The organism is Streptomyces sp. DSM 110735, from assembly GCF_016482685.1.
In the GTDB taxonomy this organism is placed as follows: Bacteria; Actinomycetota; Actinomycetes; order Streptomycetales; family Streptomycetaceae; genus Streptomyces.
On record NZ_JACYHF010000022.1, the window covers coordinates 35,004 to 60,804 of the forward strand.

23 protein-coding genes and 1 pseudogene are annotated in these 25,801 nt (G+C 73.2%); 10 read left to right on the forward strand and 14 right to left on the reverse strand.

All coding sequences use genetic code 11. The features are described from left to right. Positions 1-854: 854 nt before the first annotated feature. From IF655_RS26045 to IF655_RS26070, 6 genes and pseudogenes are all read right to left on the reverse strand, one after another. Positions 855-1,182 (reverse strand): annotated as a pseudogene (locus IF655_RS26045) (hypothetical protein); the annotation flags it as partial. A 128-nt stretch (positions 1,183-1,310) separates the two neighbouring features. Next, positions 1,311-2,108 (reverse strand): type III pantothenate kinase, encoded by a 798-nt coding sequence (locus IF655_RS26050; RefSeq protein WP_199587565.1) that lies wholly within the window; start codon positions 2,106-2,108, stop codon positions 1,311-1,313. 4 nt (positions 2,109-2,112) lie between these two features. Further along, positions 2,113-3,096: a carboxylating nicotinate-nucleotide diphosphorylase gene (gene nadC / locus IF655_RS26055; protein ID WP_199587566.1), complete on the reverse strand. Its 984-nt coding sequence runs from the start codon at positions 3,094-3,096 to the stop codon at positions 2,113-2,115. A 44-nt stretch (positions 3,097-3,140) separates the two neighbouring features. Further along, complete coding sequence (locus IF655_RS26060; protein ID WP_199587567.1) at positions 3,141-4,838, reverse strand: L-aspartate oxidase; 1,698 nt, start codon at positions 4,836-4,838, stop codon at positions 3,141-3,143. Further along, positions 4,835-5,836, reverse strand: a complete 1,002-nt coding sequence (gene panC / locus IF655_RS26065) for a pantoate--beta-alanine ligase (protein ID WP_199587568.1) — start codon at positions 5,834-5,836, stop codon at positions 4,835-4,837. The genes IF655_RS26060 and panC overlap by 4 nt, the downstream gene beginning before the upstream one ends. Continuing rightward, positions 5,833-6,789: a Rossmann-like and DUF2520 domain-containing protein gene (locus IF655_RS26070; RefSeq protein ID WP_199587569.1), complete on the reverse strand. Its 957-nt coding sequence runs from the start codon at positions 6,787-6,789 to the stop codon at positions 5,833-5,835. Before IF655_RS26070 ends, panC begins: the two co-directional genes overlap by 4 nt. A 161-nt stretch (positions 6,790-6,950) precedes the next feature. Between IF655_RS26070 and IF655_RS26075 the strand changes: the two genes are divergently transcribed. After that, positions 6,951-8,189 (forward strand): low specificity L-threonine aldolase, encoded by a 1,239-nt coding sequence (locus tag IF655_RS26075; RefSeq protein WP_199587570.1) that lies wholly within the window; start codon positions 6,951-6,953, stop codon positions 8,187-8,189. Between the two features lie 91 nt (positions 8,190-8,280). Here IF655_RS26075 and IF655_RS26080 read toward each other — a convergent pair whose 3' ends face one another. After that, complete coding sequence (locus IF655_RS26080; protein WP_199587571.1) at positions 8,281-8,493, reverse strand: hypothetical protein; 213 nt, start codon at positions 8,491-8,493, stop codon at positions 8,281-8,283. A 99-nt stretch (positions 8,494-8,592) separates the two neighbouring features. On the opposite strand from IF655_RS26080, the gene IF655_RS26085 reads away from it, so the two are divergent. After that, positions 8,593-9,699, forward strand: coding sequence for a DUF5937 family protein (locus IF655_RS26085; protein WP_199587572.1), 1,107 nt, complete (start codon positions 8,593-8,595; stop codon positions 9,697-9,699). A gap of 63 nt (positions 9,700-9,762) precedes the next feature. On the opposite strand, the gene IF655_RS26090 is transcribed toward IF655_RS26085, so the two are convergent. Together IF655_RS26090 and IF655_RS26095 are read right to left on the reverse strand one after the other, a co-directional pair. Then, complete coding sequence (locus IF655_RS26090; RefSeq protein ID WP_199587573.1) at positions 9,763-10,434, reverse strand: response regulator transcription factor; 672 nt, start codon at positions 10,432-10,434, stop codon at positions 9,763-9,765. Positions 10,435-10,502: 68 nt separating this feature from the next. Then, positions 10,503-11,708: a sensor histidine kinase gene (locus tag IF655_RS26095; protein ID WP_199587574.1), complete on the reverse strand. Its 1,206-nt coding sequence runs from the start codon at positions 11,706-11,708 to the stop codon at positions 10,503-10,505. 211 nt (positions 11,709-11,919) lie between these two features. Between IF655_RS26095 and IF655_RS26100 the strand changes: the two genes are divergently transcribed. Further along, positions 11,920-12,753, forward strand: coding sequence for an NAD(P)H-binding protein (locus tag IF655_RS26100; RefSeq protein ID WP_199587575.1), 834 nt, complete (start codon positions 11,920-11,922; stop codon positions 12,751-12,753). Between the two features lie 25 nt (positions 12,754-12,778). After that, the gene (locus IF655_RS26105; protein WP_199587576.1) at positions 12,779-13,804 is read left to right on the forward strand and encodes an SAM-dependent methyltransferase; all 1,026 of its coding nucleotides are present in this window, start codon (positions 12,779-12,781) and stop codon (positions 13,802-13,804) included. Between the two features lie 20 nt (positions 13,805-13,824). Here IF655_RS26105 and IF655_RS26110 read toward each other — a convergent pair whose 3' ends face one another. From IF655_RS26110 to IF655_RS26120, 3 genes are all read right to left on the reverse strand, one after another. Beyond that, positions 13,825-14,973, reverse strand: a complete 1,149-nt coding sequence (locus IF655_RS26110) for an NADH-quinone oxidoreductase subunit D (RefSeq protein WP_199587577.1) — start codon at positions 14,971-14,973, stop codon at positions 13,825-13,827. A gap of 97 nt (positions 14,974-15,070) precedes the next feature. Beyond that, positions 15,071-16,363, reverse strand: a complete 1,293-nt coding sequence (locus IF655_RS26115) for a hypothetical protein (protein ID WP_199587578.1) — start codon at positions 16,361-16,363, stop codon at positions 15,071-15,073. Between the two features lie 96 nt (positions 16,364-16,459). After that, on the reverse strand, positions 16,460-17,593 hold the full coding sequence (locus IF655_RS26120; protein WP_199587579.1) for an esterase family protein: 1,134 nt from the start codon (positions 17,591-17,593) through the stop codon (positions 16,460-16,462). A 204-nt stretch (positions 17,594-17,797) separates the two neighbouring features. Here IF655_RS26120 and IF655_RS26125 point away from each other — a divergent pair, with 204 nt between their 5' ends. From IF655_RS26125 to IF655_RS26150, 6 genes are all read left to right on the forward strand, one after another. Further along, entirely contained in the window at positions 17,798-19,636 is a 1,839-nt protein-coding gene (locus tag IF655_RS26125; RefSeq protein ID WP_199587580.1) for a phosphatidylglycerol lysyltransferase domain-containing protein, read from the forward strand. A 126-nt stretch (positions 19,637-19,762) separates the two neighbouring features. Next, a complete protein-coding gene (folP, locus tag IF655_RS26130; protein ID WP_199587581.1) occupies positions 19,763-20,665 on the forward strand; it encodes a dihydropteroate synthase in 903 nt (300 codons plus the stop codon). After that, positions 20,662-21,192, forward strand: a complete 531-nt coding sequence (locus IF655_RS26135; RefSeq protein WP_199587582.1) for a nuclear transport factor 2 family protein — start codon at positions 20,662-20,664, stop codon at positions 21,190-21,192. The genes folP and IF655_RS26135 overlap by 4 nt, the downstream gene beginning before the upstream one ends. Before the next feature lie 233 nt (positions 21,193-21,425). Continuing rightward, positions 21,426-21,785 carry a dihydroneopterin aldolase gene (folB, locus tag IF655_RS26140; protein WP_199587583.1) on the forward strand — a complete coding sequence of 120 codons (360 nt, stop codon included), beginning with the start codon at positions 21,426-21,428 and terminating at the stop codon, positions 21,783-21,785. Next, positions 21,782-22,393, forward strand: coding sequence for a 2-amino-4-hydroxy-6-hydroxymethyldihydropteridine diphosphokinase (gene folK, locus IF655_RS26145; RefSeq protein WP_199587584.1), 612 nt, complete (start codon positions 21,782-21,784; stop codon positions 22,391-22,393). The genes folB and folK overlap by 4 nt, the downstream gene beginning before the upstream one ends. A gap of 63 nt (positions 22,394-22,456) precedes the next feature. Next, positions 22,457-22,945, forward strand: a complete 489-nt coding sequence (locus IF655_RS26150) for a DUF3180 domain-containing protein (RefSeq protein WP_199587585.1) — start codon at positions 22,457-22,459, stop codon at positions 22,943-22,945. 75 nt (positions 22,946-23,020) lie between these two features. Here IF655_RS26150 and folE read toward each other — a convergent pair whose 3' ends face one another. Together folE and ftsH are read right to left on the reverse strand one after the other, a co-directional pair. Next, positions 23,021-23,626, reverse strand: coding sequence for a GTP cyclohydrolase I FolE (folE, locus tag IF655_RS26155; RefSeq protein ID WP_199587586.1), 606 nt, complete (start codon positions 23,624-23,626; stop codon positions 23,021-23,023). A gap of 109 nt (positions 23,627-23,735) precedes the next feature. Then, positions 23,736-25,775, reverse strand: coding sequence for an ATP-dependent zinc metalloprotease FtsH (gene ftsH, locus IF655_RS26160; protein WP_199587587.1), 2,040 nt, complete (start codon positions 25,773-25,775; stop codon positions 23,736-23,738). Positions 25,776-25,801: the final 26 nt, after the last annotated feature.

Below are 25,801 nucleotides of genomic sequence, written 5' to 3' on the forward strand. Positions count from 1 at the left end.
GGGACAGCGGCGGCGCGAGGGTCAGCCGCTGCCCCCGGAGGGTTTTCTCCGGGGACAGCGGCGGCGCGAGGGTCAGCCCGCCGCGAGCTGCTCGGACGTCGGGTCCGGGGGCGTCGTGGGCTTGCGGGGCGGGAAGACCTCGCCGGGAGTCGGGACCGGGCGCTTCGGCTGCTCGGGTTCCGTCGCGGGTCGCTCGGGCGCTGGCGTTCCCGGTTTCCGGCCCGGCTTGGCGGGGTCCGCCGCGCCGCCGGGGAGCGCCAGGAGGCGGGTCCGGGAGACGGGCAGCTCGATCACGGCGGGCACGAGCGCGGCGGCCGGAAGCTCCGAGGCGAGGATGGCGGCGGCCGGAACCCCGGGGACCGGGGCGACCGGTGCCGAGAGCACGGACGAGGAGACCAGGACGGCCGGAACCGCGAGGGGCGGGATGGAGAGGGCCGGAGAGGGGTCCCTGCGCGCCGAGGTGGCCGGGGCGGGGACCGTAGGGGCTGAGGCGGTCGGGGCCGGGAGGGCGTGCGGCGGGCCCGCGAGCACTGGTGAGTCCGAAGCCGGAGTCGTGGCACACAGTGCCGTCCTGGTCTCCCCTGCGGAAGCGGGAGCGGCGGAGGGCGAAACGGAAGACGGGGCCGCCGGGGACGGGAGCGCCGCATTCCAGTCCGTGGAGGTCGGCGCCGCCGAACCCGCATCCGTGCGAGCCGGGGCCGCGACGGGCGCGTCGAAGCTCGCCGGGGACGGAATCCCGGAAGCCGTCCCCGCGAAGCTCGGCGTCGTGCCCGCGCCCGCAGGGGTCGTCGGGGAAGGAACCCCGGCGGGCACCCGGGGAGCGTGCGGGCCCTGGTGCTGGACCGGGACGCCTCGGCAGTGGGCCAGGAGGGTGGCGGCCTGGGGGTTGCCGCTCAGTGCCTTGAGGGCGGCCACGTCGTCGGGGGTGGGGCGGTGGCCGGTGTCGAGGGCCTCCGCGAGGAGGGAGAGGTAGCCGGTCGCCGTGGCCGGGAGGGCCGCTCGGTAGCGGCCGAGGTCGGCCAGCAGGAAGGCGCGAAGGCGCGCCGCTTCGGCCAGCGCGTCGTCGAGCGACTCGGCGAGGCGGAAGCAGTCCTGGACGTCCTCGGCCGAGGCGGGTCCGGGGTGGAGGGCGAGGGCGAGGGCACGGCGGAGCACGCGCAGCTCCTCCGCGCCGAACGCCATGCCGCCGCGAGATCCGTATGGCGTGGGCATGGGGCGACGGTACCGGTAATCGGACAAAAGTGACGAAACACATCGTTGTGTCGACGCGTGTCGCCCCCCGGTTACTCCGGCCGGCGCCGCCCCCCCGCTCACCGCCGCGGCACGTTCCGCTCGTAGACCAGCCGCAGCCCGATCAGCGTCAGCCACGGCTCGTGCTCGTCGATCACCGAGGACTCGCCGAGCACCATGGGCGCGAGCCCGCCCGTGGCGATCACCGTGACGTCGTCCGGATCGTCCGCCAGCTCGCGGGCCATCCGGGTGACCACGCCGTCGACCTGGCCCGCGAAGCCGTAGACGATGCCGGACTGCATCGCCTCCACGGTGCTCTTGCCGATCACGTTGCGCGGCCGGGCCACCTCGATCTTGCGCAACTGGGCCGCCTTGACGCCCAGCGCCTCCACCGAGATCTCGATGCCGGGCGCGATCACCCCGCCGACGTACTCCCCGCGCGCGGAGACCGCGTCGAAGGTGGTCGCCGTGCCGAAGTCGACGACGATCGCCGGACCGCCGTACAGCTCGTTCGCGGCGACCGTGTTGATGATCCGGTCGGCGCCGACCTCCTTGGGGTTGTCGAACTGGACCGGGACGCCCGTCTTGACGCCGGGCTCGACCAGGACGGAGGGCACGTCGCCGTAGTAGCGCCGGGTGACCTCGCGCAGCTCGTGCAGCACCGACGGCACGGTCGCGCAGATCGCGATGCCGGTGATGCCGTCGCCCAGGCCGCTGCCGAGCAGTGGGTGGGTGCCCATCAGCCCGCGCAGCAGCACCGCCAGCTCGTCGGCCGTGCGGCGCGGGTCGGTGGACACGCGCCAGTGCTCGACGATGTCCTCGCCGTCGAAGAGACCGAGGACGGTGTGGGTGTTGCCGACGTCGATCGTGAGCAGCATCCCGTCACTCCGCCGCGCGCAGGTCCAGGCCGATGTCCAGGACCGGCGCGGAGTGGGTGAGGGCGCCGACGGCGAGGAAGTCCACCCCGGTCTCGGCGTACGCGCGCGCGTTCTCCAGCGTGAGCCGCCCGGACGCCTCCAACTGGGCGCGCCCGGCGACGACGGCGACCGCCTCCTCGCACTCCCCCGGCGTGAAGTTGTCCAGCAGGATCAGGTCGGCGCCCGCGTCCACGACCTCGCGCAACTGGTGCAGGGTGTCGACCTCGACCTCGACGGGCACGTCCGGGAACGCCTCCCGTACGGCCTTGAACGCCTCGGCGACGCCGCCCGCGGCGACCACGTGGTTGTCCTTGACGAGAGCCGCGTCGGAGAGCGACATGCGGTGGTTGACGCCGCCGCCGCAGCGGACCGCGTACTTCTCCAGGGAGCGCAGTCCCGGCGTGGTCTTGCGGGTGTCGCGGACGCGGGTGCGGCTGCCCTCCAGCAGGTCGGCCCACGCGCGCGTGGCGGTCGCGATGCCGGACATGCGGCCGAGGATGTTCAGCGCGCTGCGCTCGGCGGTGAGCAGGTCGCGGGTGCGGGCGGTGACGGTGAGGAGCTTCTGCCCGGCCTCGACCAGGTCGCCGTCCTCGACGTGCCGCTCGACCTCGAACTCGTCCTCGCAGACCACGGAGAGCACGGCCTCCGCGACCCTGAGACCCGCCACGACGCCGGTCTCGCGGGCGGTGAAGTCGCCGGTGGCGCGCGCGTCCTCGGGGATGGTCGCGACGGTCGTCACGTCGACACCGCCCGCCAGGTCCTCCTGGACCGCGACGTTGGCGATGTCCTCGACCTCGACCGGGTCGAGCCCTGCCTCGGCCAGCAGGTCGGCGAGCGCGGGGTCGAGCCCGCACTCCAGGTACTCCTCGCCCTCCTCGCCGCCCGCGCCGCAGGCGCAGCCGTCACCGCAGCCGCCGGTGGAAGCGAGGGGAAGGTCTTCGGTGCTCACGTTCGTCACTGCTCCTGGGGACGCGGGGTGGATGCCGGAGGGTGTTACCGGGTCGGGGGGAAGTCTGCGGTCTCGGTGACGCGCTCGGCCAGGGAACGGTCCGGGCGGAGCGTCACCACGATGTGGCGGCGCCAGTGGTCGTCGTCGCGCTCGGGGCGGTCCTCGCGCCAGTGGCAGCCGCGGGTCTCCTCGCGCAGCCGGGCGGCGGCGACCAGGACGCGGGCGACGTCCAGGAGGTTGGTCGCCTCCCAGGTGTCCACGCCGGGCTCGGGGGTCTTGCCGTCGGTCTCCAGTGCCTCGCGCGCCTCGGTGTGCAACTGCCGCAGCCGCTCGGCGGCGCGCGCGAGGGAGTCCGCCGAGCGCAGCACGCCCGCGCCCTCGGTCATGATCCGCTGGACGGTGAGCCGGTCCTCCGGCGCGAGCAGCGGGTGCGCGGGGCGGTCGGCGTACGGCACGGGGGCGGGCACGCGCGCGGCAAGGGTGCCGTCGGCGTGGGCGGCCGTGAGGTCGGCGGCGATGCGCTCGGCGTAGACGAGCCCTTCGAGCAGGGAGTTGGAGGCGAGCCGGTTGGCGCCGTGGACGCCGGTGCAGGCGGTCTCGCCGCACGCGTACAGACCGGGCACCGTCGTACGGCCGCGGTCGTCGGTGCGGACGCCGCCGGAGGCGTAGTGGGCGGCCGGGGCGACCGGGATGGGCTCGGTGACCGGGTCGATGCCGTGGGCGCGGCAGGCGGCCAGGATGGTCGGGAAGCGCTGCTCCCACATCTCGGCGCCGAAGTGCCGGGCGTCGAGGTACATGTGCTCGGCGCCCTTCTCCTGCATGCGCCGGGTGATGCCCTTGGCGACGATGTCGCGCGGTGCCAGCTCGGCCAGTTCGTGCTGGCCCGTCATGAAGCGCACGCCGTCGGCGTCGACCAGGTGGGCGCCCTCGCCGCGCACCGCCTCGGAGACCAGCGGCTGCTGGCCTTCGGCGTCGGGACCGAGGAACAGCACGGTCGGGTGGAACTGCACGAACTCCAGGTCGCTGACCTCGGCGCCCGCGCGCAGTGCGAGGGCGACGCCGTCGCCGGTGGAGACGGAGGGGTTGGTGGTCGCGGAGAACACCTGGCCCATGCCGCCGGTCGCGAGGATCACGGCGGGCGCGTGCACGGCGCCCACCCCGTCGTGCTGCCCCTCGCCCATGACGTGCAGGGTGACCCCGGCGGTGCGGCCCTCGGCGTCGGTGAGCAGGTCGAGCACGAGCGCGTTCTCGATGGTGCGCAGCCCGCGCTCGCGGACCGCCTCGACCAGCGCGCGGGAGATCTCGGCGCCGGTGGCGTCGCCGCCCGCGTGCGCGATACGGCGGCGGTGGTGGCCGCCCTCGCGGGTGAGCGCGATGGTGCCCGCGTCGTCGGTGTCGAACCGGGCGCCGGTAGAGATCAGCCGCCGTACGGCGCCGGGACCCTCGGTGACCAGGAGGCGTACGGCCTCCGCGTCGCACAGTCCCGCGCCCGCGACCAGGGTGTCGTCCAGGTGCTGTTCGGGTGTGTCGCCCTCGCCGAGCGCGGCGGCGACGCCGCCCTGGGCCCAGCGGGTCGAGCCGTCGTCCAGGCGGGCCTTGGTGACGACGACCGTGGTCAGTCCCGCCGCCTCGCAGCGCAGGGCGGCGGTCAGCCCGGCCACGCCGGATCCGACGACCACCACGGCGGCCGGGATGGCCCAGCCGGGGGCGGGCGCGTGCAGTCGTATGCCTGTGCTGGTCACGAGGCGGCTCCGGGGGTTCCGAAGGTGAGTGGGATGTTGTCGATCAGCCGGGTCGAGCCGACCCGGGCGGCGACGGCCAGGACTGCCTCGCCGGTGAAGCCGTCGCCGATCTCGGTGAAGTCGGCGGGGTCGACCAGGGCGAGGTAGTCCAGGACGAGGGGCGGCTCGAAGTGGACGCCCTCGTCCAGGATCTGGCGGGCGGCCGCGCGGACGGCGGCCGGACCGCCGGGTACGGCGGTGGCGACGGCGTGCGCGTCGGCGGCGGCGCGCGACTCGCCTATGGCGCTCAGCGCCTCGGCGCGCGCCTGCGTGGACGGCACCTCGCGGGCGCGGGCGCGCAGCGCCTCCTGGGCGGCGTGCCGGTCGCGTCCCGCGAACAGCGCGCGGGACAGCGTGAGGGCGGTGAGGCGCTCCTCGGGCGAGAGGTAGCGGTTGCGGCTGGAGAGGGCGAGACCGTCCTCCTCGCGGACGGTCGGCACGCCGACGATCTCCACGCCGAAGTTGAGGTCGCGCACCATGCGCCGGATGAGGGCGAGCTGCTGGGCGTCCTTCTGGCCGTAGAGCGCCACGTCGGGGCGGGTGAGGTGGAGCAGCTTGGCGACGACGGTGAGCATGCCGTCGAAGTGCCCGGGGCGCACGGCGCCCTCCAGGCGCTCGCCCATGGGGCCCGCCGAGACGCGGACCTGGGGGGCGCCGCCGGGGTAGACCTCGTCCACCGAGGGCGCGAAGACGGCGTCGGCGCCCGCGCGCCCGGCGAGCGCGAGGTCGGCGTCCAGGGTGCGCGGGTAGCGGTCGAGGTCCTCGCCCGCGCCGAACTGGAGCGGGTTGACGAAGACGGTGACGACGACCTCGCCCTCGGGCCCGGCGATCGCGCGGGCGGCGCGGATCAGCGTGGCGTGGCCCTCGTGCAGGGCACCCATGGTCATCACGACGGCACGGCGACCCCGGCGCACGCGCGCGTGCAGATCGTCGGCGGTGCTCAGCAGGGTGGTGGTCATCGGGCGTTCCCCTCGGGGCCGTTCGTTCCGTTCGTTCCGCCGGGGCCGTCGGCGGTGGGGGCGAGCGCCCCCAGCAGGTCCTCGGCCAGCTCGGGCTTGAGCAGCCCGGAGGCGAGGGCGCGGTCGGCGGTGGCGCGGGCCATCGCGAGGTAGCCCTCCACCGTGTCCGGCGCGTGCTTCCTGAGCTGGTCGAGGTGGGCGGTGACCGTGCCGGCGTCGCCGCGCGCGACCGGTCCGGTCAGGGCCGCGTCGCCGGAGCGCAGCGCGTTGTCCAGGGCGGCGCCGAGCAGCGGGCCGAGCATCCGGTCGGGGGCGTCGACACCGGCGGTGCGCAGCAGCTCCATGGACTGCGCGACCAGGGTGATCAGGTGGTTCGAGCCGAGGGCGAGGGCGGCGTGGTAGAGCGGGCGGTTCTCCTCGGCGATCCACTCGGGCTCGCCGCCCATCTCGATGACCAGCGCCTGCGCGGCAAGCCGCAGCTCCTCGGGCGCGGTGACGCCGAAGGAGCAGCCCGCCAGGCGCTGTACGTCCACGGGGGTACCGGTGAAGGTCATCGCCGGGTGCAGCGCGAGGGGCAGCGCGCCCGCGCGCAGGGCGGGCTCCAGGACGGAGACGCCGTACCGCCCCGAGGTGTGCACGAGGAGCTGGCCGGGGCGGACGGCGCCGGTCTCGGCGAGTCCCGTGACCAGGCTGGGCAGGGCGTCGTCGGGGACGGTCAGCAGGACCAGGTCGGCGCGCTGGAGGACCTCGGCGGGCGGCACCAGCGGCACGCCCGGAAGCATCGCCTCGGCGCGCCTGCGGGAGGCGTCGGAGACCCCCGAGACGGCGACCGGGACGTGCCCGGCGAGCTGGAGGGACGCGGCCAGCGCGGGGCCCACGCGTCCGGCGCCGACGACGCCCACGGTGAGCCGCGCGGGGCGGTCCTTGTTGTCTGGCTGGTGGACTGTACTCACGCGACCGTGGCCTTCCCGTTCCAGTCCGCTCTGGGTACCGGACGATTTCTCGTCATGTTAACGCTATCCGGGGACGCGGCTCCGGTTGTCCACAGGCTGTGGGCGGCGGGGGCGGAAAACTCCGGTGCCCGGGGGCGGGGGCGCGGGGCATCATCGGCCGTATGACGGATACGGCGGGGCAGGACGGCGCGGGCGGGTTCGGGGACGCGGGCGGGTTCGGGGACGCGGGCGGGTTCGGGGACGCGGGGCAGGGCGCCTGCGAGGAGCCCTCGCTGCGGGAGCGGCGTGCGGCGGCGCAGCGCGGGGCGCGGCGGGTGCTGTCGCGCGCGGGCTGGCGGGGCACGCTCCGCGAGCGCCTGGCGCACCTCCAGGAGGCGGCGCCTGGGGTGTACGACCTGGACGAGCCCGCGGACGTGTACGGCGACCGGGTCGTGGCCGCCCTGGAGGAGCGGGTGGCGGCGCTGCTCGGCATGGAGTCCGCCGCGTTCTTCCCGACCGGGACGATGGCCCAGCAGGTGGCCCTGCGCTGCTGGGCGGCCCGTACCGGCAACCCCGTCGTCGCGCTGCACTCCCTTGCCCATCCCGAGCGGCACGAACGCCATGCGCTCAGCCAGGTCGCGGGGCTGCGGCCGGTGATCCTGACGACCGAGCACCGCCCGCCCACGGCAGCCGAGGTCGCGGAGTTCCCCGAGCCCTTCGGCACGCTGATGCTCGAACTCCCGCTGCGGGACGCCGGGTTCCTGCTGCCGACCTGGGAGGAGCTGACGGCGACCGTCGAGGCGGCGCGCGAACGGGACGCGGTGGTGCACTTCGACGGGGCGCGTCTGTGGGAGTCGACCGTCCGCCTCGGGCGCCCGCTGGAGGAGATCGCGGGGCTCGCCGACAGCGTCTACGTGTCGTTCTACAAGTCCCTCGGCGGCTTCGGCGGCGCCGTGCTCGCCGGTCCCACCAGCCTGATCGAGGAAGCCCGCACCTGGCGGCACCGCTACGGCGGCAACGTCTTCCAGCAGTTCCCGACCGCCCTGTCCGCCCTCGCCGGTCTGGACCGCGAACTCCCCCGCCTCCCGGAATACGTCCAGCACGCGCGCGTGGTCGCCACCGCCCTGCGCGAGGGTCTCGCCTCCGCCGGTCTCCCCTGGTCCCGCGTCCACCCCGAGGAACCGCACACCCACGAGTTCCAGGTCTGGCTCCCCTGCGCCCCCGACACCGCCGCGGAGGCGGCGGTCCGCCAAGCCGAGGAAACGGGCACGATGCTCTTCGCCAACGGCTGGGACACGGCGGGTCCAGACCTCGCGGTCACCGAGGTGACGGTGGCGGAGGCGGGTCTCGACTGGACGGCGGAGGACGTGAAGCGAGCGGCGGTGGACTTCGCGGAACGGGTACGGCTGCCGCGGGGGTGACGCTGGACGCACCCCCGGCCGGTCGGCCACGCACGGCACCGTCCACTTGCCCACGGACGTCCGCCGCGCGCCCCGCGCCCGCGCGGGAGACTCACGGCGTCCGGGGACGGCGCCCCGACCGCCCGACCAGCACCGCGCGCCACCGCCCCCTCGCCGGACGCCCCGCCAGGACCGCCCGGAAGCGGCGGCGGTCGCGGACCGTGCGCAACAGGGCGAGCACTCCGGTGCCGAAGGCAGGCGGTTCGGGGGCGGCGCGCGTCCGGGCTCGGTACGTGTCGAAGAGGTGCTGTTGCGTGATGCTCATGGGGTCACGTTGCTCCGCGGGCGGAGACGGCGTCCCGTCGATTGACGGTCCGGGTCAATCCATCGCCGAACCGCCGGAGGCACCCGGCACGATGGGGTCATGAGCGTGACGATCGACATCGACGGGCTGCCCGCGGAGCGGATCACCGCTGTGCCGTCGCCGTTGGCGGAGCTGGGGATGGCGTTGCACGCCCTCAGCGAGACGGGCCATCACCCGCAGTTGCACGGGTGGGCGACCGGGGTGAGCGGACGCCTTGAGGCGAATCTCGCGGACCGGCTGTGCGAGGCGGAGTTCCTGTGGCGGACGTCGATCGCGGACGTCTTCTGGCCGTTCGCCGGGATTCCGGGGCGGCGGACGCTCCCGGGCGCCACGCTGCCCGACGAGCTGGAACTGCTGGACAAGCTGACGGACGACCAGTTCGTGCTGGCGGCGACGGAGTTCGGTTGCATGTCCTACCGGCACAGCCGGTCGGAGACGAGCCCCCTCACCGATCCGGAGGCGCGCTGCCGGGCGCTGGAGCTGGCAGCGGCGCGCGGGGCGCGTCAGGAGCGGTTCACGCGGCGGCTCCTGGACGATCCGCCCGCCGTACGCGCCTGGTTCCGCAGGCTGGTGCTCGACTGCGAGGAGGCGTTCTTCGCGGACCTGTGGGCGCGCACCCAGACCCAGCTCGCGGCGGACGCCCGCCACCGCACCGAGCTGCTGCACCGCAAGGGCGCCGCCGAGGCGCTCGCCTCGCTGTCCAACGCGATCACCGTGGACGAGGAGACGCGCACGGTCACCGTCGACAAGCTCCTGGTGGGCCGCACCGCCACCGGTGACGGCGGTCTGGTCCTGGTCCCGACCGGCATCGGCTGGCCGCACGTCCTGGTGCTGCACCGGTACGACTGGCAGCCCGTGATCATCTACCCCGCCCAGGCGTCCCGCCCGCAGGCGCCCACCGTCGAGCAGCTCACCCGCCGCCTGGAGGCGCTCGCCCACCCGACCCGGCTGCGGCTGTGCCGCCATCTGGCACGCGGTCCGCACAGCACCAGCGAACTGGCCGACGCGCACGGCATGTCGGCGCCGGAGATCTCCCGCCACCTGGCCGTGCTGAAGAAGGCGGAGCTGATCACGAGCTGCCGCCGCGGCCGGTACGTACGCCACCAGCTCGACCTGTCGGCGGTGGCCCGGCTCGGCAGCGACTTCCTGGAGGGCGTCCTGCGCTGACACGAGATGAAACGATCCGCCAGGACGCCAGCCCAGCCCCAGCCCCCGCCCCCGCGCCCCGTCTCAGCCGTTCCCGCCCGCCCGCACCAGCCCCGTCTCGTACGCCAGCACGACCACCTGCACCCGGTCCCGCAGTCCGAGCTTCGTCAGGATGCGCCCCACATGGGTCTTCACGGTCGCCTCGGACAGCACCAGGCGCGCGGCGATCTCGCCGTTCGACAGCCCCTGCGCGACCAGGACCATGACCTCGCGCTCGCGGTCGGTCAGCCGTCCCAGCTCCTTGTGCCGGGGCTGCGGTCCGGCGGCGGGCAGCATGGGCGCGAAGCGGTCGAGCAGACGGCGGGTCGTCGAGGGGGCGACCACCGCGTCGCCGCTGTGCACCGCGCGGATCGCGCTCAGCAGCTCGCCCGGCGGCACGTCCTTGAGCATGAAGCCGGACGCGCCCGCCTTGAGCCCGGAGAAGGCGTACTCGTCCAGGTCGAAGGTGGTCAGGATGAGCACCTTCGGCGGGTCGGGCTCCAGACAGATCCGGCGCGTAGTCTCCACGCCGTCCAGCTTGGGCATCCGCACGTCCATGAGGACCACGTCGACCTCGGTGGCGGCCAGCACCTGAAGCGCCTCCACGCCGTCGCCCGCCTCCGCGACGACCTCCATGTCCGGCTGGGCGGCGAGCACCATCCGGAACCCGGTGCGCAGCAGCACCTGGTCGTCGACGAGCATCACGCGGATCGTCATGAGTCCTCTTCCGGTATCGGTCGGGTCGGTGGGCAAGGGGGGCGTACGACGGGATCAGTGCGCCGGGATCAGTGCGCCGGTTTGAGCGGCAGCAGCGCGCTGATGCGGAAGCCGCCGCCCGGCCGGGGACCGGCGTCCAGGGTGCCGCCGACCATGCCGACCCGCTCCCGCATGCCGATGAGCCCGTGCCCCTGCCCGTCGGCGCCGCCCTCCTCGTACAGCTCGTGCGGCGCGCCCTTGCCGTCGTCCTCGACCAGGAGCCCGAGCCCGTCGTCGAAGTAGACCAGCCGCACGCTGGCGCCCGCCTCGGGACCGCCGTGCTTGCGCGTGTTGGTCAGCGCCTCCTGCACGATGCGGTACGCGGTCAGCTCGACCCCGCTGGGCAGCGGGCGCGGGGTGCCCTCGACCTTGAAGTCGACCGGCAGCCCCGAGGTGCGGCACTGCTCGACCAGGTCGTCGATCTGACCGACGTCGGGCTGCGGGACGTACTCCCCGCTCTCCTGGTGCTCCCCGGTGCGCAGCACGCCCAGCAGGCGGCGCATCTCGGCGAGCGCCTGGCGCCCGGTGGAGGAGATCGTCTCCAGTGCCTTCTTCGCCTGGTCGGGGGCGGCGTCGAGGACATAGGCGGCGCCGTCCGCCTGGACCACCATGACGGACACGTTGTGCGCGACCACGTCGTGCAGCTCGCGGGCGATCCGGGCGCGCTCGGCGGCCACCGCGACCTTGGACTGCGCCTCGCGCTCCCGCTCCAGGCGCGCCGCGCGCTCCTCCAGTTGGGCGAAGTAGGCGCGCCGGGTGCGCATGGAGTCGCCGAGCACCCAGGCGAGCGCGAACGGCACGGTCTGGAACACGGCGAGCGCGATCTGCCCGAGCCCGCTGGTGTGCTCGTTCGGCCAGCGCACCTGCGCCAGCGAGGCGGCGACCAGGCTGCCCGCGAGGGCGAGGCGCGAGGCCCAGCGGGTGCCGGTCGCGGCGACCGTGTAGGTGATCACCAGCATCGCGAAGTCGGCGGCGACGGGCTGGACGTCCAGGACGAGCTGGGCCACTCCGGTGGCGAGCACCACGAGCAGCATCGCCTCGGGCACGCGCCGGCGCAGCGCCAGGACCGCGCACAGGATCACGGAGACGGTCCAGGCGGCGGCGTAGGAGCCGTGGTGGTTGGGGGTGCCGTCCATGTTCACGACGCTCACGCCGGAGACCCCGAGGAGGACGACGGCCCAGAAGCAGTCGACCCACGTCGGGTGGCGACGGAGGAAGTCATAGAGACGCTGCACGTAACCCAGAGTAGGTAGCGCGGGCGCGCCCGGGGGTCAGCCGGAGGGGCGATCCGTACGCGATACGTGTACGCCGCAAGGTGGATGCCGTGGCCCTGGGGCCAGGGCTGGAGACGCGCCGGTCCGCAGGGCCGATGTCCGCCTCCGGTCCGTCCTTCTAGGCTCGGTCGCGCCAGACAAGGACGATCCACCCGAGCCCCAGGAGGCCATCGTGATCGCAGTGACCGGCGCCACCGGCAATGTCGGACGTGCCCTTGTCGAACGGCTCGTCGCCGCGGGCGAACCGGTGCGGGCGCTGACCCGCGACCCGGAACGCGCCGACCTCCCCGAGGGCGCCGAGGTGGTCCGCTTCCGGCCGGACGATCCGGGCACAGTGTTCGACGGGGTGACCGGGCTGTTCCTGTACGTCCAGGCCGGGGGCGGTGACATCCCGGGGCTGCTCGCCGCCGCGCGCGAGGCGGGCGTACGGCATGTCGTGCTGCTCTCCTCCGGCATCGTCGGCGGCGGCGACGAGAGCCACCCCATCCACGTCATGCACGCCACGGCCGAGCGGCAGGTCCGTGACAGCGGGCTCACCTGGACGTTCCTGCGCCCGCACGCGTTCGCCACCAACGCCCTGCAGTGGGCGCCGCAGCTCCGCGCGGGCGACACCGTGCGCGGGGTCTTCGCGGACGCGCTCACGGCGCCCATCCACGAGGACGACATCGCCGCCGTCGCCGAACGCGCGCTGCTCGACGACGGCCACGAGGGCGCCGTCCACCGCCTGACCGGTCCGGAGGCGACGACCAACACCGATCAGATCGCCGCGATCGGGCGGGCGACCGGACGCGAGCCGGCCTTCGTGGAGGTGTCGCCGGAGCAGGCGGGACCCGAGCTGTTCCCGCACGTCCCGCCGGAGTTCGTCCAGGCGCTGCTGAAGGGCTTCGCGGCGTCCGTGGGCGTCGCGCCGGAGATCACCGGCACGGTGGAGAAGATCACCGGCACCCCGGCGCGTACCTTCGGGCAGTGGGCCGAGGACCACGCGGCGGACTTCCGCAAGGGCTGATCCCGGTGGGACCTAGGCTGTCCCGGTGACGAAGGGACCCGGCGCGGAGAGCGCGTGGCGCGGCTGGCGGGCGGCGACCGAGGACGCCCTGTACGGCCCCGGCGGCTTCTACCGGCGCCCCGAGGGTCCCGCCGGGCACTTCCGCACCTCCGTGCACGCCTCGCCGCTGTTCGCGGGCGCGGTGGCCCGGCTGCTGTGCCGGGTGGACGAGGCGCTGGGGCGGCCGGAGCGGCTGGACTTCGCGGACCTCGGCGCGGGGCGCGGCGAACTGGTCACCGGGGTGCTCGCCGCGCTGCCCGCCGAGGTGGTGGCCCGCACGCGCGCGTACGCCGTGGAACTCGCGGACCGCCCGGCGGACCTGGACGAGCGGATCGACTGGCGGGACGAACTGCCGGACACGATCACCGGGCTGCTCTTCGCCAACGAGTGGCTGGACAACGTCCCCGTGGACGTGGCGGAGACGGACCCGGCGGGTGTGCCCCGTGCCGTCCTGGTCGCCCCGGACGGCACCGAGCGGCTCGGGGAACCGCTCGAAGGACCGGCTGCCGACTGGCTGGCCCGCTGGTGGCCGCTGCCCGCCGAGCCGGGCGCGCGGGCGGAGATCGGGCTGCCCCGGGATCTCGCCTGGGCGGCGGCCGTGCGCCGGGTCGCGCGCGGGCTCGCGGTCGCCGTGGACTACACCCACGCGCTCGGCGCACGCCCCCTGTTCGGCACCCTCACCGGTTTCCGGGAGGGACGGGAGACGACCCCGGTGCCGGACGGCACGTGCGACATCACGGCGCATGTGGCGCTGGACGCGTGCGCGGTGGCCGGATCGGCGCAGGAGAACACCGCCGGAGCCGCCCCCCGCCTGCTCACCCAGCGCGACGCCCTCCGCGCCCTGGACGTGACCGGCGCACGCCCCCCGCTCACGCTCGCCACCACGGACCCCGCCGGATACGTCCGCGCCCTCGCCCGCGCCGGAGAGGCGGCCGAACTCACCGCGACGGGCGGTCTCGGCGACTTCGGCTGGCTCCTCCAGCCGGTCGGCACCGACCAGGCACCCCTGTAGCAACTCGCTTATGGCGGCGCCTACTTGTCGATGTCCCCCACCACGAAGAACATCGACCCCAGGATCGCCACCATGTCCGCCACCAGCGTCCCCGGCAGCAGCTCGGCGAGCACCTGGATGTTGTTGTACGACGCCGAGCGCAGCTTGAGCCGGTACGGCGTCTTCTCGCCCTTGCTGACCAGGTAGTAGCCGTTGATGCCGAGCGGGTTCTCGGTCCAGGCGTAGGTGTGGCCCTCCGGCGCCTTGAGCACCTTGGGCAGCCGCTGGTTGACCGGTCCTGGCGGCAGCTCCGCGAGCCGGTCCAGACAGGCGTCCGCGAGGTCCAGGGCGTTGTGGGTCTGCGCGAGCAGGACCTCGAAGCGGGCGAGGCAGTCGCCCTCGGCGCGGGTGACGACCTTGAGGGTGTCCTGGAGTTCGCCGTACGCCAGATACGGCTCGTCGCGGCGCAGGTCGAAGTCGACGCCGGAGGCGCGCGCGATGGGTCCGCTCACGCCGTAGGCGTGCACTGCCTCGGGCGCGAGCGCGCCCACGCCCCGGGTGCGCCCCCGGAAGATCTCGTTGCCGAGCACCAGGTCGTCGAAGACGTCCATGCGGGAGCGGACGGCGGCGACGGCGTCCCGCGCGCGTCCGGTCCAGCCGTCGGTCAGGTCCTCCTTGAGACCGCCGACCCGGTTGAACATGTAGTGCATCCGCCCGCCGGAGACCTCCTCCATGACGTTCTGGAGCACCTCGCGCTCCCGGAACGCGTAGAAGACCGGCGTGATCCCGCCCAGCTCCAGCGGGTAGGAGCCGAGGAACATCAGATGGTTGAGCACCCGGTTCAGCTCGGCGAGCAGCGTGCGGATCCACACCGCGCGCTCGGGGACCTCCATGCCGAGCATCCGCTCCACCCCGAGGACGACGCCCAGCTCGTTGGAGAACGCCGACAGCCAGTCGTGGCGGTTGGCGAGCATGATGATCTGGCGGTAGTCGCGCGCCTCGAAGAGCTTCTCGGCGCCCCGGTGCATGTAGCCGATCACCGGCTCCGCGCGCTGGATGCGCTCGCCGTCCAGCACGAGCCGCAGCCGGAGCACCCCGTGCGTGGACGGGTGCTGGGGACCGATGTTGAGCACCATGTCGGTGCTCTCGGCGGCGCCGCCGATCCCGACCGTGGTCTGGGTCGCTGTCATGGTCCCAGTCTCCCCTACACGCGCGCGGGCGGCGGAAACGGGCGAGCCCGGCGCTCCCTGGTCGGGAGGGCCGGGCTCGCGGGCGCCGCGGCGGGGGTCAGGAGACCGCGCTGCGCAGCCCCTGGACGTCGATGTGCTCCGTCTCGTCGTGCGCGGTCAGGTCGATGACCTGACCTGCCGCTCCGGCGGCGGGCTTGTAGCCGGACTCGCCGTCCGCCTTGTGCAGCGCGAGCGCCTCCTGGCCGACGACGTCCGCCAGGTCCTCGTTCTGCACGGCGCCCAGGGCGGGCGTCGCGGTCTCCTTCTGGGTGCCGAAGAAGTCGAACCCGCCCTCGACGCCCGGGCGCCGGGTCGGCTGGGGCGATACGACGGCGACGGCGGTCGGCACGGTGAAGTGGCCGTCGCGGCGCGCGTGCCGGGCGGAGACGGGCGCCTCGGCGGCGGGCTCGGGCGCGGCTTCGGCGCGGGTGTGGGTGTCGGGCTCGGAGTCGGGGTCGGCGTCGGCTTCCGCGTCGGCTTCAACGGCCGTCTCGGTCTCGTGCGCGGCGGTGTCCGTCACGGGCTCCGTGTCGGCGGGGTCGGGCTCCACGGACTCGGGCTCGACCGGCTCGGAGGCGGGCGTCTCGGCGCGCACGGACTCCGCCTTCGCGGCTTCGCCCTTCGCAGCCCTGGCCTGCGCCGCCTCGGCCTTCGCCGCCTCGCGCTCCCGCTCCCGATCGCGGTCGAGCCGCGCGAGCGCCGTACCGGCCCGGCGGTACAGCTCCGCGCCCTCGGCGGAGAACGCCCCGGCGGCCACGGCTATGGACTCCGGACGAGGTGCCACCACGTCCTCGGCCTCCGCGGCGACCTGAGGCTCCGTCGGCTCGACGGCAGCGGCTGCCTCTTCGGTCCCCGTGCCCGTCCCCGGCGGCAGCGCGAGCGCGTCGTCGGAGTCGCCCGACTCCAGTTCGAGCAACCGGCGTCCCTCCAGGGCGCTGGCACGCTCGGTCTCCGCCGTGGCGTACCGGCGCAGCAGGGAGGCGTGTTCGTTGCGCAGCCCGGCCAGTTCGGCACGCTTGGCGCGCAGCCGCCGCTCCAGCTTGGCGCGCACCTCGCGCGCCTCCTCGAGGTCGGTCTCCAGTTCGGCGACGCGTTCCTCGAAGCGCCACTCGTCGCTGGCCCGCGCGCGCGTGAGGTCGGCGACCTGCTTGCCGGCCTGCGCGTCCCAGCGGCGCATCACGACGGCACCGGCGACGGCCGTCAGCGCGACGAGGGCGGACAGCGCCCGCAGCACCCCCATACCGGCGAACACCCAGGGGGCCAGCGCGCAGACGACGGAGACCCCGGCGATCGCCGTCGAGGGCAGCAGCCGGTGCAGAGGCGGGGAATGACGATGGCGTCCACGTGGCATGGCCAGAAACTTACCGCGCGTAGGCGCCTGGTGGACCCGGGTGGCCTAAAAATCCGGCCACACCGCTTGCGTCACTGAGTGTCAGGTTGTCCGGTTTCAGCGGTCGGTGAGCTGTCCGCTGAGCCACTGGAGGGCCGGGGGGATCTCCCGTCGCCAGGTGTTGAAGTTGTGGCCGCCGCTGTCCAGGATGATGGAGGAGATCCTGGTCCGGTCGGTGGCCCGTACTTCCCTGATGAAGTTCAGGGTGTCCTTGTAGTTGTGCTCGCCGACCCGGCTGCTGGTGACGAGCAGCGAGGTGTCGGGCGCCGGCTCGTGCTTCAGCAGCCAGCGCAGGTCGGCGTGATCGCGCAGGTTCCGGTCGCCCTGGAAGAGGTCGCCGGTGGTCGGGTCGATGGGCGCCGAGTAGTACGCGGAGAGACCGACGGCGGCCGCATAGGTGCCCGGGTGACGCATCGCCAGCTTCAGCGCGCAGTAGCCGCCCGTCGAGTCCCCGATGACGCCCCAGCTCCCGGGGCGCTTGCCCACGCGGTAGTGGGCGAGGAGGGCGTCGGGCAGGTCCTTGGCGAAGAAGGTCTCGGTCTGCGGTCCGCGCGGCACGTCCACGCACTCGGTGTCGCGCGGCGGCGCGAGGGTCGGGCGCAGCATCACCAGGATCATCGGCTGCATCCGGCCGTTCTTCGCCAGATCCCGCGCGGTGCGCGGGTAGTGCAGCTTGGAGACCAGCGCCTCGGCCGTACCCGGGTAACCGGTCAGTACGACGGCGGCAGGGAAGGTGCGGGTGCGGTACTGCGGCTGGAAGTACTCCGGCGGCAGATAGACGTACGCCGGGGTGGCCAGGTGCGAGGTCCGGCCGACGATGTCCACCTTCTGGATCTGACCCGCCGTCTGCGGATCGGCGTCCGCACCCGAACCGCCCTTCACCTTCGAGGTGGAGACGACCTGGAGCGGACCGCCCGTACCGCTGTTGGCGGACTGGTCGACGACGATGCCCTGGTTGGTCTCCGTGCCGAACAGGTCGGCCCACCCGGCGTAGAAGCCGAACGCCTGGTTGGCGGCGAGCCCCAGGCAGCAGATGAGCGCGAACTGGGTGGCGAGGAGGAGCCCGGCGCGACCGAGCAGGACCCGCCAGTGCGACCGGGCCAGCCGGGGCCACAGCCACAGCGTCGCGCCGAAGAGCGCGACGGCGAACACGACCGCCAGCAGCAGCAGTTTGTTGCTCGTGAGACCCATGGGGTGAATTCCTGTCCGCGTTTGCCGCCCCCGGCCGCCACGCTTCGTCGCGCGGTCTTGCCCGGGGCTTTCCCTGACCTTTGACCCGGCTTTCCGAAGAGGAGTGAACCTCTGAGTCCGGCACACCGTCCTAGAAGGCGCAATGTGACCGGATGCCCCGATCGGCACCGGGTTTCAAGGTCTCTCGCAGAACTACGGGATGCGATGTCTGTCAGGATAGATGGCGAAAAGTCAGGCCAGGTTCCGGGCCGACCGAGCCGGGCGCGGCGCTTTCCGCGCGGCCCGCGTCCGGAGGCGGTTCCCGTCCTGACGGGCCGGGCGTGCGCCCTCGTGGGCGTCGTGGACATCGCCGCGGGGGTGTTCCCGCGCTTCCGTCACAGCCGTATGCACGCCCTCGCCGAGGTGCTGCCCGGCTCCTTCGGACCGTTCGCGGCGGCGCTCTCGCTCAGCGCGGGCGTGCTCCTGCTGCTGCTCGGACACGGGCTCAAACGGCGCAAGCGGCGCGCCTGGCGGGCCGCCGTCGCGCTGCTTCCGGCGGGCGCGGTCGCCCAGTTCCTGTACCGGCACTCACTCATCGGCATGTTCATCTCGCTGGTGCTCTTCACGGTCCTGCTCTGCTACCGCCGTGAGTTCGCCGCGCTGCCCGACCCGCGCAGCCGCTGGTGGGCGCTGGCCAACTTCGTGCTCATGAGCGCGGGGTCCCTCGCCCTCGGACTGGTCATCGTCAGCGTCCACCCCGGCCGCACGATCGGCGACCCGAGCCTGGCCGACCGGCTGACACACGTGGTCTACGGGCTGTTCGGCTTCGAGGGACCGGTGGACTACCGGGGCAGCACCTCCTGGACGGTCGCCTTCTCGCTCGGCGCGCTCGGCTGGCTGACCGCCGTCACCACCAGCTATCTCGCCTTCCGCCCCGAGCACCCGGCCGCCCGCCTCACCGAGGAGGACGAGTCCCGGCTGCGCGCCCTCCTGGAGCGGCACGGGCGCCGCGACTCCCTCGGCCACTTCGCGCTGCGCCGCGACAAGGCGGTCGTCTTCTCCCCGAGCGGCAAGGCGGCCGTCACCTATCGCGTCGTCTCCGGCGTGATGCTGGCCAGCGGCGACCCGATCGGCGACGTGGAGGCGTGGCCCGGCGCCATCGAGCGCTTCATGGACGTCGCCAAGGCCCACTCCTGGGCACCCGCCGTCATGGGCTGCTCGGAGACGGGCGGCGAGGTGTGGACCCGCGAGACCGGTCTGGACGCCCTGGAGCTGGGCGACGAGGCGGTGGTCGACGTGGCGGATTTCTCGCTCGCCGGACGCGCGATGCGCAACGTGCGCCAGATGGTCAAGCGCATCGAGCGGGCCGGCTACGAGACCCGGGTACGGCGGGTGCGTGACCTGGGCGAGGCGGAGCTGGAGCGTATCCGCCGCGCGGCGGAGGACTGGCGCGGCACCGACACCGAGCGCGGCTTCTCCATGGCGCTCGGCCGCATCGGCGATCCCTCCGACGGCGACTGCCTGATCGCCACCGCCCACAAGCAGGACGAGGTCCCCGGTCCCTACGGCGACCTCAAGGCGATCCTGCACTTCGTGCCCTGGGGACCGGACGGCGCCTCGCTCGACCTGATGCGCCGCGACCGCTCCGCCGACCCCGGCATGAACGAACTCCTCATCGTCGCCGCCCTCCAGGCGGCGCCCCGCCTCGGCATCACCCGGGTCTCGCTCAACTTCGCGATGTTCCGCTCCGCCCTCGCGCGCGGCGAGAAGATCGGCGCGGGCCCGGTGCTGCGCGCCTGGCGCGGGCTCCTCGTGTTCCTCTCGCGCTGGTTCCAGATCGAGTCGCTGTACAAGTTCAACGCCAAGTTCCAGCCGCGCTGGGAGCCGCGCTTCCTGATCTACCGCGCCTCCGGCGACCTGCCCCGCATCGGCTTCGCCGCCATGCAGGCGGAGGGTTTCGTCAACCTCGCGCTGCCCCTGCCGCGCTTCCTGCGCGGGCGCCGGGCGACGACCCCGCGCCCCTGCGGGCACGCCGCCGTCGAACACGACGTACGCGCCGCCTGACCGGCGCCACGCACCCCCGCCGAGTCGACACCACGGCCCGGACCGGGACACGGCCCCTTTTCACCGGGCCGTCCCGGTCCGGGCCGTCGCGCGAGCCGGGCGCCCTTCGGGGCCTACGCTGAACGTATGAACAACCACAGCGGACGCGGCCGGGTGGCGGGCCTGCCGGAATGGGACCGGTGCGCGGTCATGGGGGTCGTCAACGTGACCCCCGACTCCTTCTCCGACGGCGGCCGCTGGTTCGACACGACCCATGCCGTCAAGCACGGTCTCGACCTGGTGGCCGAGGGCGCCGATCTGGTCGACGTGGGCGGCGAGTCCACCCGCCCCGGCGCCACCCGGGTGGACGAGGCGGAGGAGCTGCGCCGGGTCCTCCCCGTGGTGCGGGGTCTGGCCGCCGAGGGTGTGGTGGTGTCCGTGGACACCATGCGCGCCTCGGTCGCCGAGCAGTCCCTCGCGGCGGGCGCCGCGCTCGTCAACGACGTCAGCGGCGGTCTCGCCGACCCCGCGATGCTCCCGGTGGTCGCCGCCGCCGGTGCCCCCTTCGTGGTGATGCACTGGCGCGGTCTGCTGGCGGGCGGCAACGTCCGGGGGCACTACGCCGACGTCGTCACCGAGGTCGTGGACGAGCTGCGCGCGCGGGTGGACGCCGTCCTCGACGCCGGTGTCGCCCCGGACCGGATCGTGATCGACCCGGGTCTCGGCTTCTCCAAGGACGCCGCCGACGACCTCGCCCTCCTCGCGCACCTGGACGCGCTGCGCGCGCTCGGGCACCCGCTGCTGGTCGCCGCCTCCCGCAAGCGCTTCCTCGGCCATGTGCTGGCCGGACCCGACGGCGTCACCCCGCCCGCCCGCGAGCGCGACGCGGCCACCGCCGCCGTCTCCGCGCTGGCCGCGCAGGCGGGCGCCTGGGCGGTACGGGTGCACGAGGTGCGCGCCACCGCCGACGCGGTGCGCGTGGCGCGGGCGGTCGAGGCGGCCCGGGAACAGGGTCCCGCCGCCGGTACGCCGTCGGAAGGAGACCGGTGAGCGCGCCGCATCTGGACGTCGAACAGGTGTCGGCCGCCAACACCGCCTTCTACGAGGCACTGGAGCGCGGCGACTTCGAGGAGCTGGCCGGTCTCTGGCTCACCCCCGCCGACCTGGGCGTGGACGAGGAGTACCACGACCCCGCCGACGCGGGCGTGATCTCCTGCGTGCATCCCGGCTGGCCGGTGCTGACCGGGCGCGGCGAGGTCCTCAGGTCGTACGCGCTGATCATGGCGAACACCGACTACATCCAGTTCTTCCTGACCGACGTGCACGTCTCCGTCACCGGCGACACGGCGCTGGTCACCTGCACGGAGAACATCCTCAGCGGGGGTCCGGCGCCGGAGGAGGGCGAGGAGCTGGGTCCGCTGGTCGGCCAGCTCGTCGTCGCCACCAACGCCTTCCGGCGCACCCCGGCGGGCTGGAAGCTCTGGTCGCACCACGCCTCCCCGGTGCTCGCCACCACCGACGAGGACGAGGAAGAGGGCAACGGCTCCAACCCGGACGACGACGGCACGCTCGCCTGAACACCCCGGGCGGGAGTGGTTGGAATCACCCTCGCCCGGGTAGGTGCGCACACCAGTCGGCGGCGCGGCCGGAATTCACCGGGTTCCCACCCTGTGAACGATCTTGGCCCGGCACCGCCCGACACCCCGTGGCCCGGCCCTGTCGGTGCCCGCAGGTAGATTCGTCCAAGGCCGGTGCGCCGCCCGCTCGCGGCACCGACCGGCCGTTCCCGACGATTGCAGGAGTGATTCGCGTGGATCGTGTCGCGCTGCGCGGCCTGAAGGCCCGTGGGCACCACGGCGTGTTCCCCAGGGAGCGCGAAGAGGGCCAGACCTTCATCGTGGACCTCGTCCTCGGCCTGGACACCCGGCCGGCCGCGGCCGACGACGACCTGGCGAAGACCGCGCACTACGGCCTGGTCGCCGAGGAGGTCGTGGCCGTCGTCGAGGGCGAGCCGGTGAACCTCATCGAGACCCTCGCCGAGCGGATCGCCCAGACCTGCCTGAAGCACGACGCGGTGCGGGAGGTCGAGGTGTGCGTCCACAAGCCGGACGCGCCGATCACCGTGCCCTTCGACGACGTGACCGTCACCATCCTCCGGAGCCGAGCATGACCCGACCTTTCGCCAAGGGTCAGAGCGACCCGACCGTCCAGCCGGTCCCCGCGTCCGTCGTCGAGAAGGTCGACGAGGCCGACTCGACCCTGCACAACCCCCAGTGGGCGGTGCTCTCCTTCGGCGCCAACCTTGGCAACCGCCTGGAGACCCTCCAGGCCGCCGTGGACGCCTTCGAGGACACCCCGGGCGTGCGCGTGAAGGCCGTCTCCCCGGTCTACGAGACGGAGCCGTGGGGCGTCGAGCCCGGCAGCCAGCCCGCCTACTTCAACGCGGTCGTCCTGCTGAAGACCACCCTGCCCCCGTCCTCCCTGCTGGAGCGGGCGCACGCCGTCGAGGAAGCCTTCCACCGGGTCCGCGACGAGCGCTGGGGCCCGCGCACCCTGGACGTGGACATCGTCTCCTACGCCGGTGTCACCTCCGACGACCCCGAGCTGACGCTCCCCCACCCGCGCGCCCACGAGCGCGCCTTCGTCCTCGCCCCCTGGCACGACGTGGACCCCGGCGCCGAACTGCCGGGCCGGGGCGCGGTGGCGGAGCTGCTGTCGGCGGTCACCCGCGAGGGCGTCGCCCCGCGCGCGGATCTGGAACTCCGACTGCCCGAGTAGTCGTTAAGGTCAGGACGACCACGGCCGGGACCGGACCGGTCCGGGGGGAGCTGAAGGGACACCGTGAAAGAGCTGCGCATCAGGGTGCTGGCCGGCGTGTTCGTCGTGGCCGGCGTCCTGTCCTGGGCGGGCGCCCGCCTGTGGAACTCGCTCGGGACGCTGCCCGGCGTGCCGCTCGCCGCGCCCATCGTCCTCGCGCTGATCGCCGTGGTGCTCTTCGCCACGGCGCTCTCGCTGCGCGGCCGCTTCAAGGCCCAGCGCGAACGCCGCCCCGGCGCCAAGGGCGTGGACCCGATGATGGCCGCCCGCGCGGTCGTCTTCGGTCACGCCAGCGCCCTGGTCGCCGCCCTCGTCTGCGGCATCTACGGCGGCACGGGCGTCTTCCTCCTGGAGCTGCTCGACCTCCCGCCCCGCCGCGACCAGGCCATCTACGCCGGTTTCTCGGTCCTCGCGGGCATCGCCGTCATAGCGGCCGCCATCTTCCTGGAGCGCGTCTGCCGCCTCCCGGAGGACGAGGACGAGAACAACGGCCGCCCGCACCCGGCGGCCTGACGGCGCGCCGGGCCGGGCTGCTCCTGATCCGCTACCGACTCAGCATCCGCTGCGGACTCAGCTTCCGCTGCGTGCTCAGCGCGCCATGATGAGGCTCATCGCCTCGTTGCGGGTCGCCGCGTCCCGCAACTGCCCGCGCACCGCCGAGGTGAGGGTCTTCGCGCCCGGCTTGCGGATGCCCCGCATCGACATGCACATGTGCTCGCACTCCACGACCACGATGACGCCCCGGGGCTCGAGTATCTCCATCAGGGAGTCCGCGATCTGCGTGGTGAGTCGTTCCTGCACCTGGGGACGGCGGGCGTAGACGTCCACCAGGCGGGCCAGCTTCGACAGACCGGTGATCTTCCCGGAGACCGACGGGATGTAGCCGACGTGGGCCACGCCGCGGAACGGCACCAGATGGTGCTCACAGGTGGAGTAGACCTCGATGTCCTTCACCAGGACCATCTCGTCGTGCCCCAGGTCGAACGTCGTCGTCAGCACGTCCTCGGGCTTCTGCCACAGCCCCGCGAAGATCTCCCGGTACGCCCGCGCCACCCGACCCGGGGTCTCCCGCAGCCCCTCGCGGTCCGGGTCCTCGCCGATCGCCATCAGCAGCTCGCGGACCGCGTTCTCGGCGCGCTTCTCGTCGAACTCGCCGACGGTGCCCTCACCGGCCAGCGTCACGGGGTCGGTCATCTGTTGCCTCGTTCCTGTACGTCTCGCCGCGCGGACATGGCGAAATGCCGCGCCCCCCAGGCTAGAACCCGGGGGGCGCGGCATACATTCCGGCCAGGTGGCCGAAGGATCAGCTATCGGTGCGGTCCTCGGGGGACTGCTCCGTGGCCGGGGCCGGCTCGGCGGCCGTGGACTTGATCGTGCTGATCGCGGCCGTGGAGCCGTTCGCACCGTTGGTCAGTGCCAGCTCCTTGGGGGAGAGCACCGGCGGACGGGTCGAGGGCGTACGACGGGAGGAACCGGTCCACGCGGGCCGCGGCGGGCGCTTGTGGATCGTCGCGAAGATCTCGGCGATCTCCTCCTTGCCCAGGGTCTCCTTCTCCAGGAGCGCCAGGACCAGGTTGTCGAGGACGTCGCGGTTCTCGACCAGGATCTCCCACGCCTCGTTGTGCGCGGTCTCGATGAGCTTCTTGACCTCTTCGTCCACCAGCGCGGCGACCTCTTCCGAGTAGTCGCGCTGGTGAGCCATCTCACGGCCCAGGAACGGCTCGCTGTTGTCGCCACCGAACTTGATGGCGCCGAGCCGCTCGGTCATGCCGTACTGGGTGACCATCGCGCGGGCCACGTTGGTGGCCTTCTCGATGTCGTTCGCGGCGCCGGTGGTCGGGTCGTGGAAGACCAGTTCCTCCGCCGCGCGTCCGCCCAGCATGTAGGCGAGCTGGTCGAGCATCTCGTTGCGCGTGGTCGAGTACTTGTCCTCGTCCGGGAGCACCATCGTGTAGCCCAGGGCACGCCCACGGGACAGGATGGTGATCTTGTGGACGGGGTCGGAGTTCGGCGAGGCAGCCGCGACCAGGGCGTGTCCGCCCTCGTGGTACGCGGTGATCTTCTTCTCCTTGTCCGACATGATCCGGGTCCGCTTCTGCGGGCCCGCGACCACACGGTCGATCGCCTCGTCCAGCGCCTTGTTGTCGATCAGCTTCTGGTCGCTGCGCGCGGTGAGCAGCGCGGCCTCGTTGAGCACGTTGGCCAGGTCGGCGCCCGTCATGCCGGGGGTACGGCGGGCGACGGCGGCCAGGTCGACGTCGGGCGCGACCGGCTTGCCCTTCTGGTGGACCTTGAGGATCTCCAGGCGGCCCTGGAGGTCCGGCGGGTCGACCGCGATCTGCCGGTCGAAACGACCGGGACGCAGCAGCGCCGGGTCCAGGATGTCGGGCCGGTTCGTGGCGGCGATCAGGATGACGCCGCCCTTCACGTCGAAGCCGTCCATCTCGACCAGGAGCTGGTTCAGCGTCTGCTCGCGCTCGTCGTGACCACCGCCGAGGCCGGCGCCGCGGTGGCGGCCGACCGCGTCGATCTCGTCGACGAAGACGATCGCCGGGGCGTTCGCCTTGGCCTGCTCGAACAGGTCGCGGACGCGGGAGGCGCCCACACCGACGAACATCTCGACGAAGTCGGAGCCGGAGATCGAGTAGAACGGCACCCCGGCCTCACCGGCGACGGCACGCGCGAGAAGCGTCTTGCCGGTACCGGGACGGCCGTACAGCAGCACGCCCTTGGGGATCTTGGCGCCGACGGCCTGGAACTTGGCCGGCTCCTGGAGGAACTCCTTGATCTCCTGGAGCTCCTCGACCGCCTCGTCGCAGCCCGCGACGTCGGAGAAGGTCGTCTTCGGCGTGTCCTTGGTGATGAGCTTCGCCTTGGACTTGCCGAAGTTCATGACCCGGGAGCCGCCGCCCTGCATCTGATTCATCAGGAACAGGAACACGACGACGATCAGGACGAAGGGCAGCAACGAGAGCAGGACACCGACGAACGGGTTCTGCTTCGAGGGCGAGACGGTGTACCCGTCCGCGATCTGCTTGTCCTGGTACTTGTTCTGCAGCGTCTGGGCGATCGCCACGCCCTGGTCGCCGATGTAGCTCGCCTGGATCTTCGAGCTGCCCTCGACCTTGACGCCGTCCTTCAGCGTGACCTTGATGGTCTGCTCGTCACCGGTGGTGACCTTGGCCGACTGGACCTTGTTGTCGTTGATCGCGGCGACGACCTGGCCTGTGTCCACCGTCTTGTAGCCGCCGGACTGGCCGACGACCGTCATCAACACGACCACGGCAAGGACGGCCAGCACGATCCACATGACCGGCCCACGGAAGTATCGCTTCACGTCCATCCATACGGAGCGGTGCCGCCCCGTCC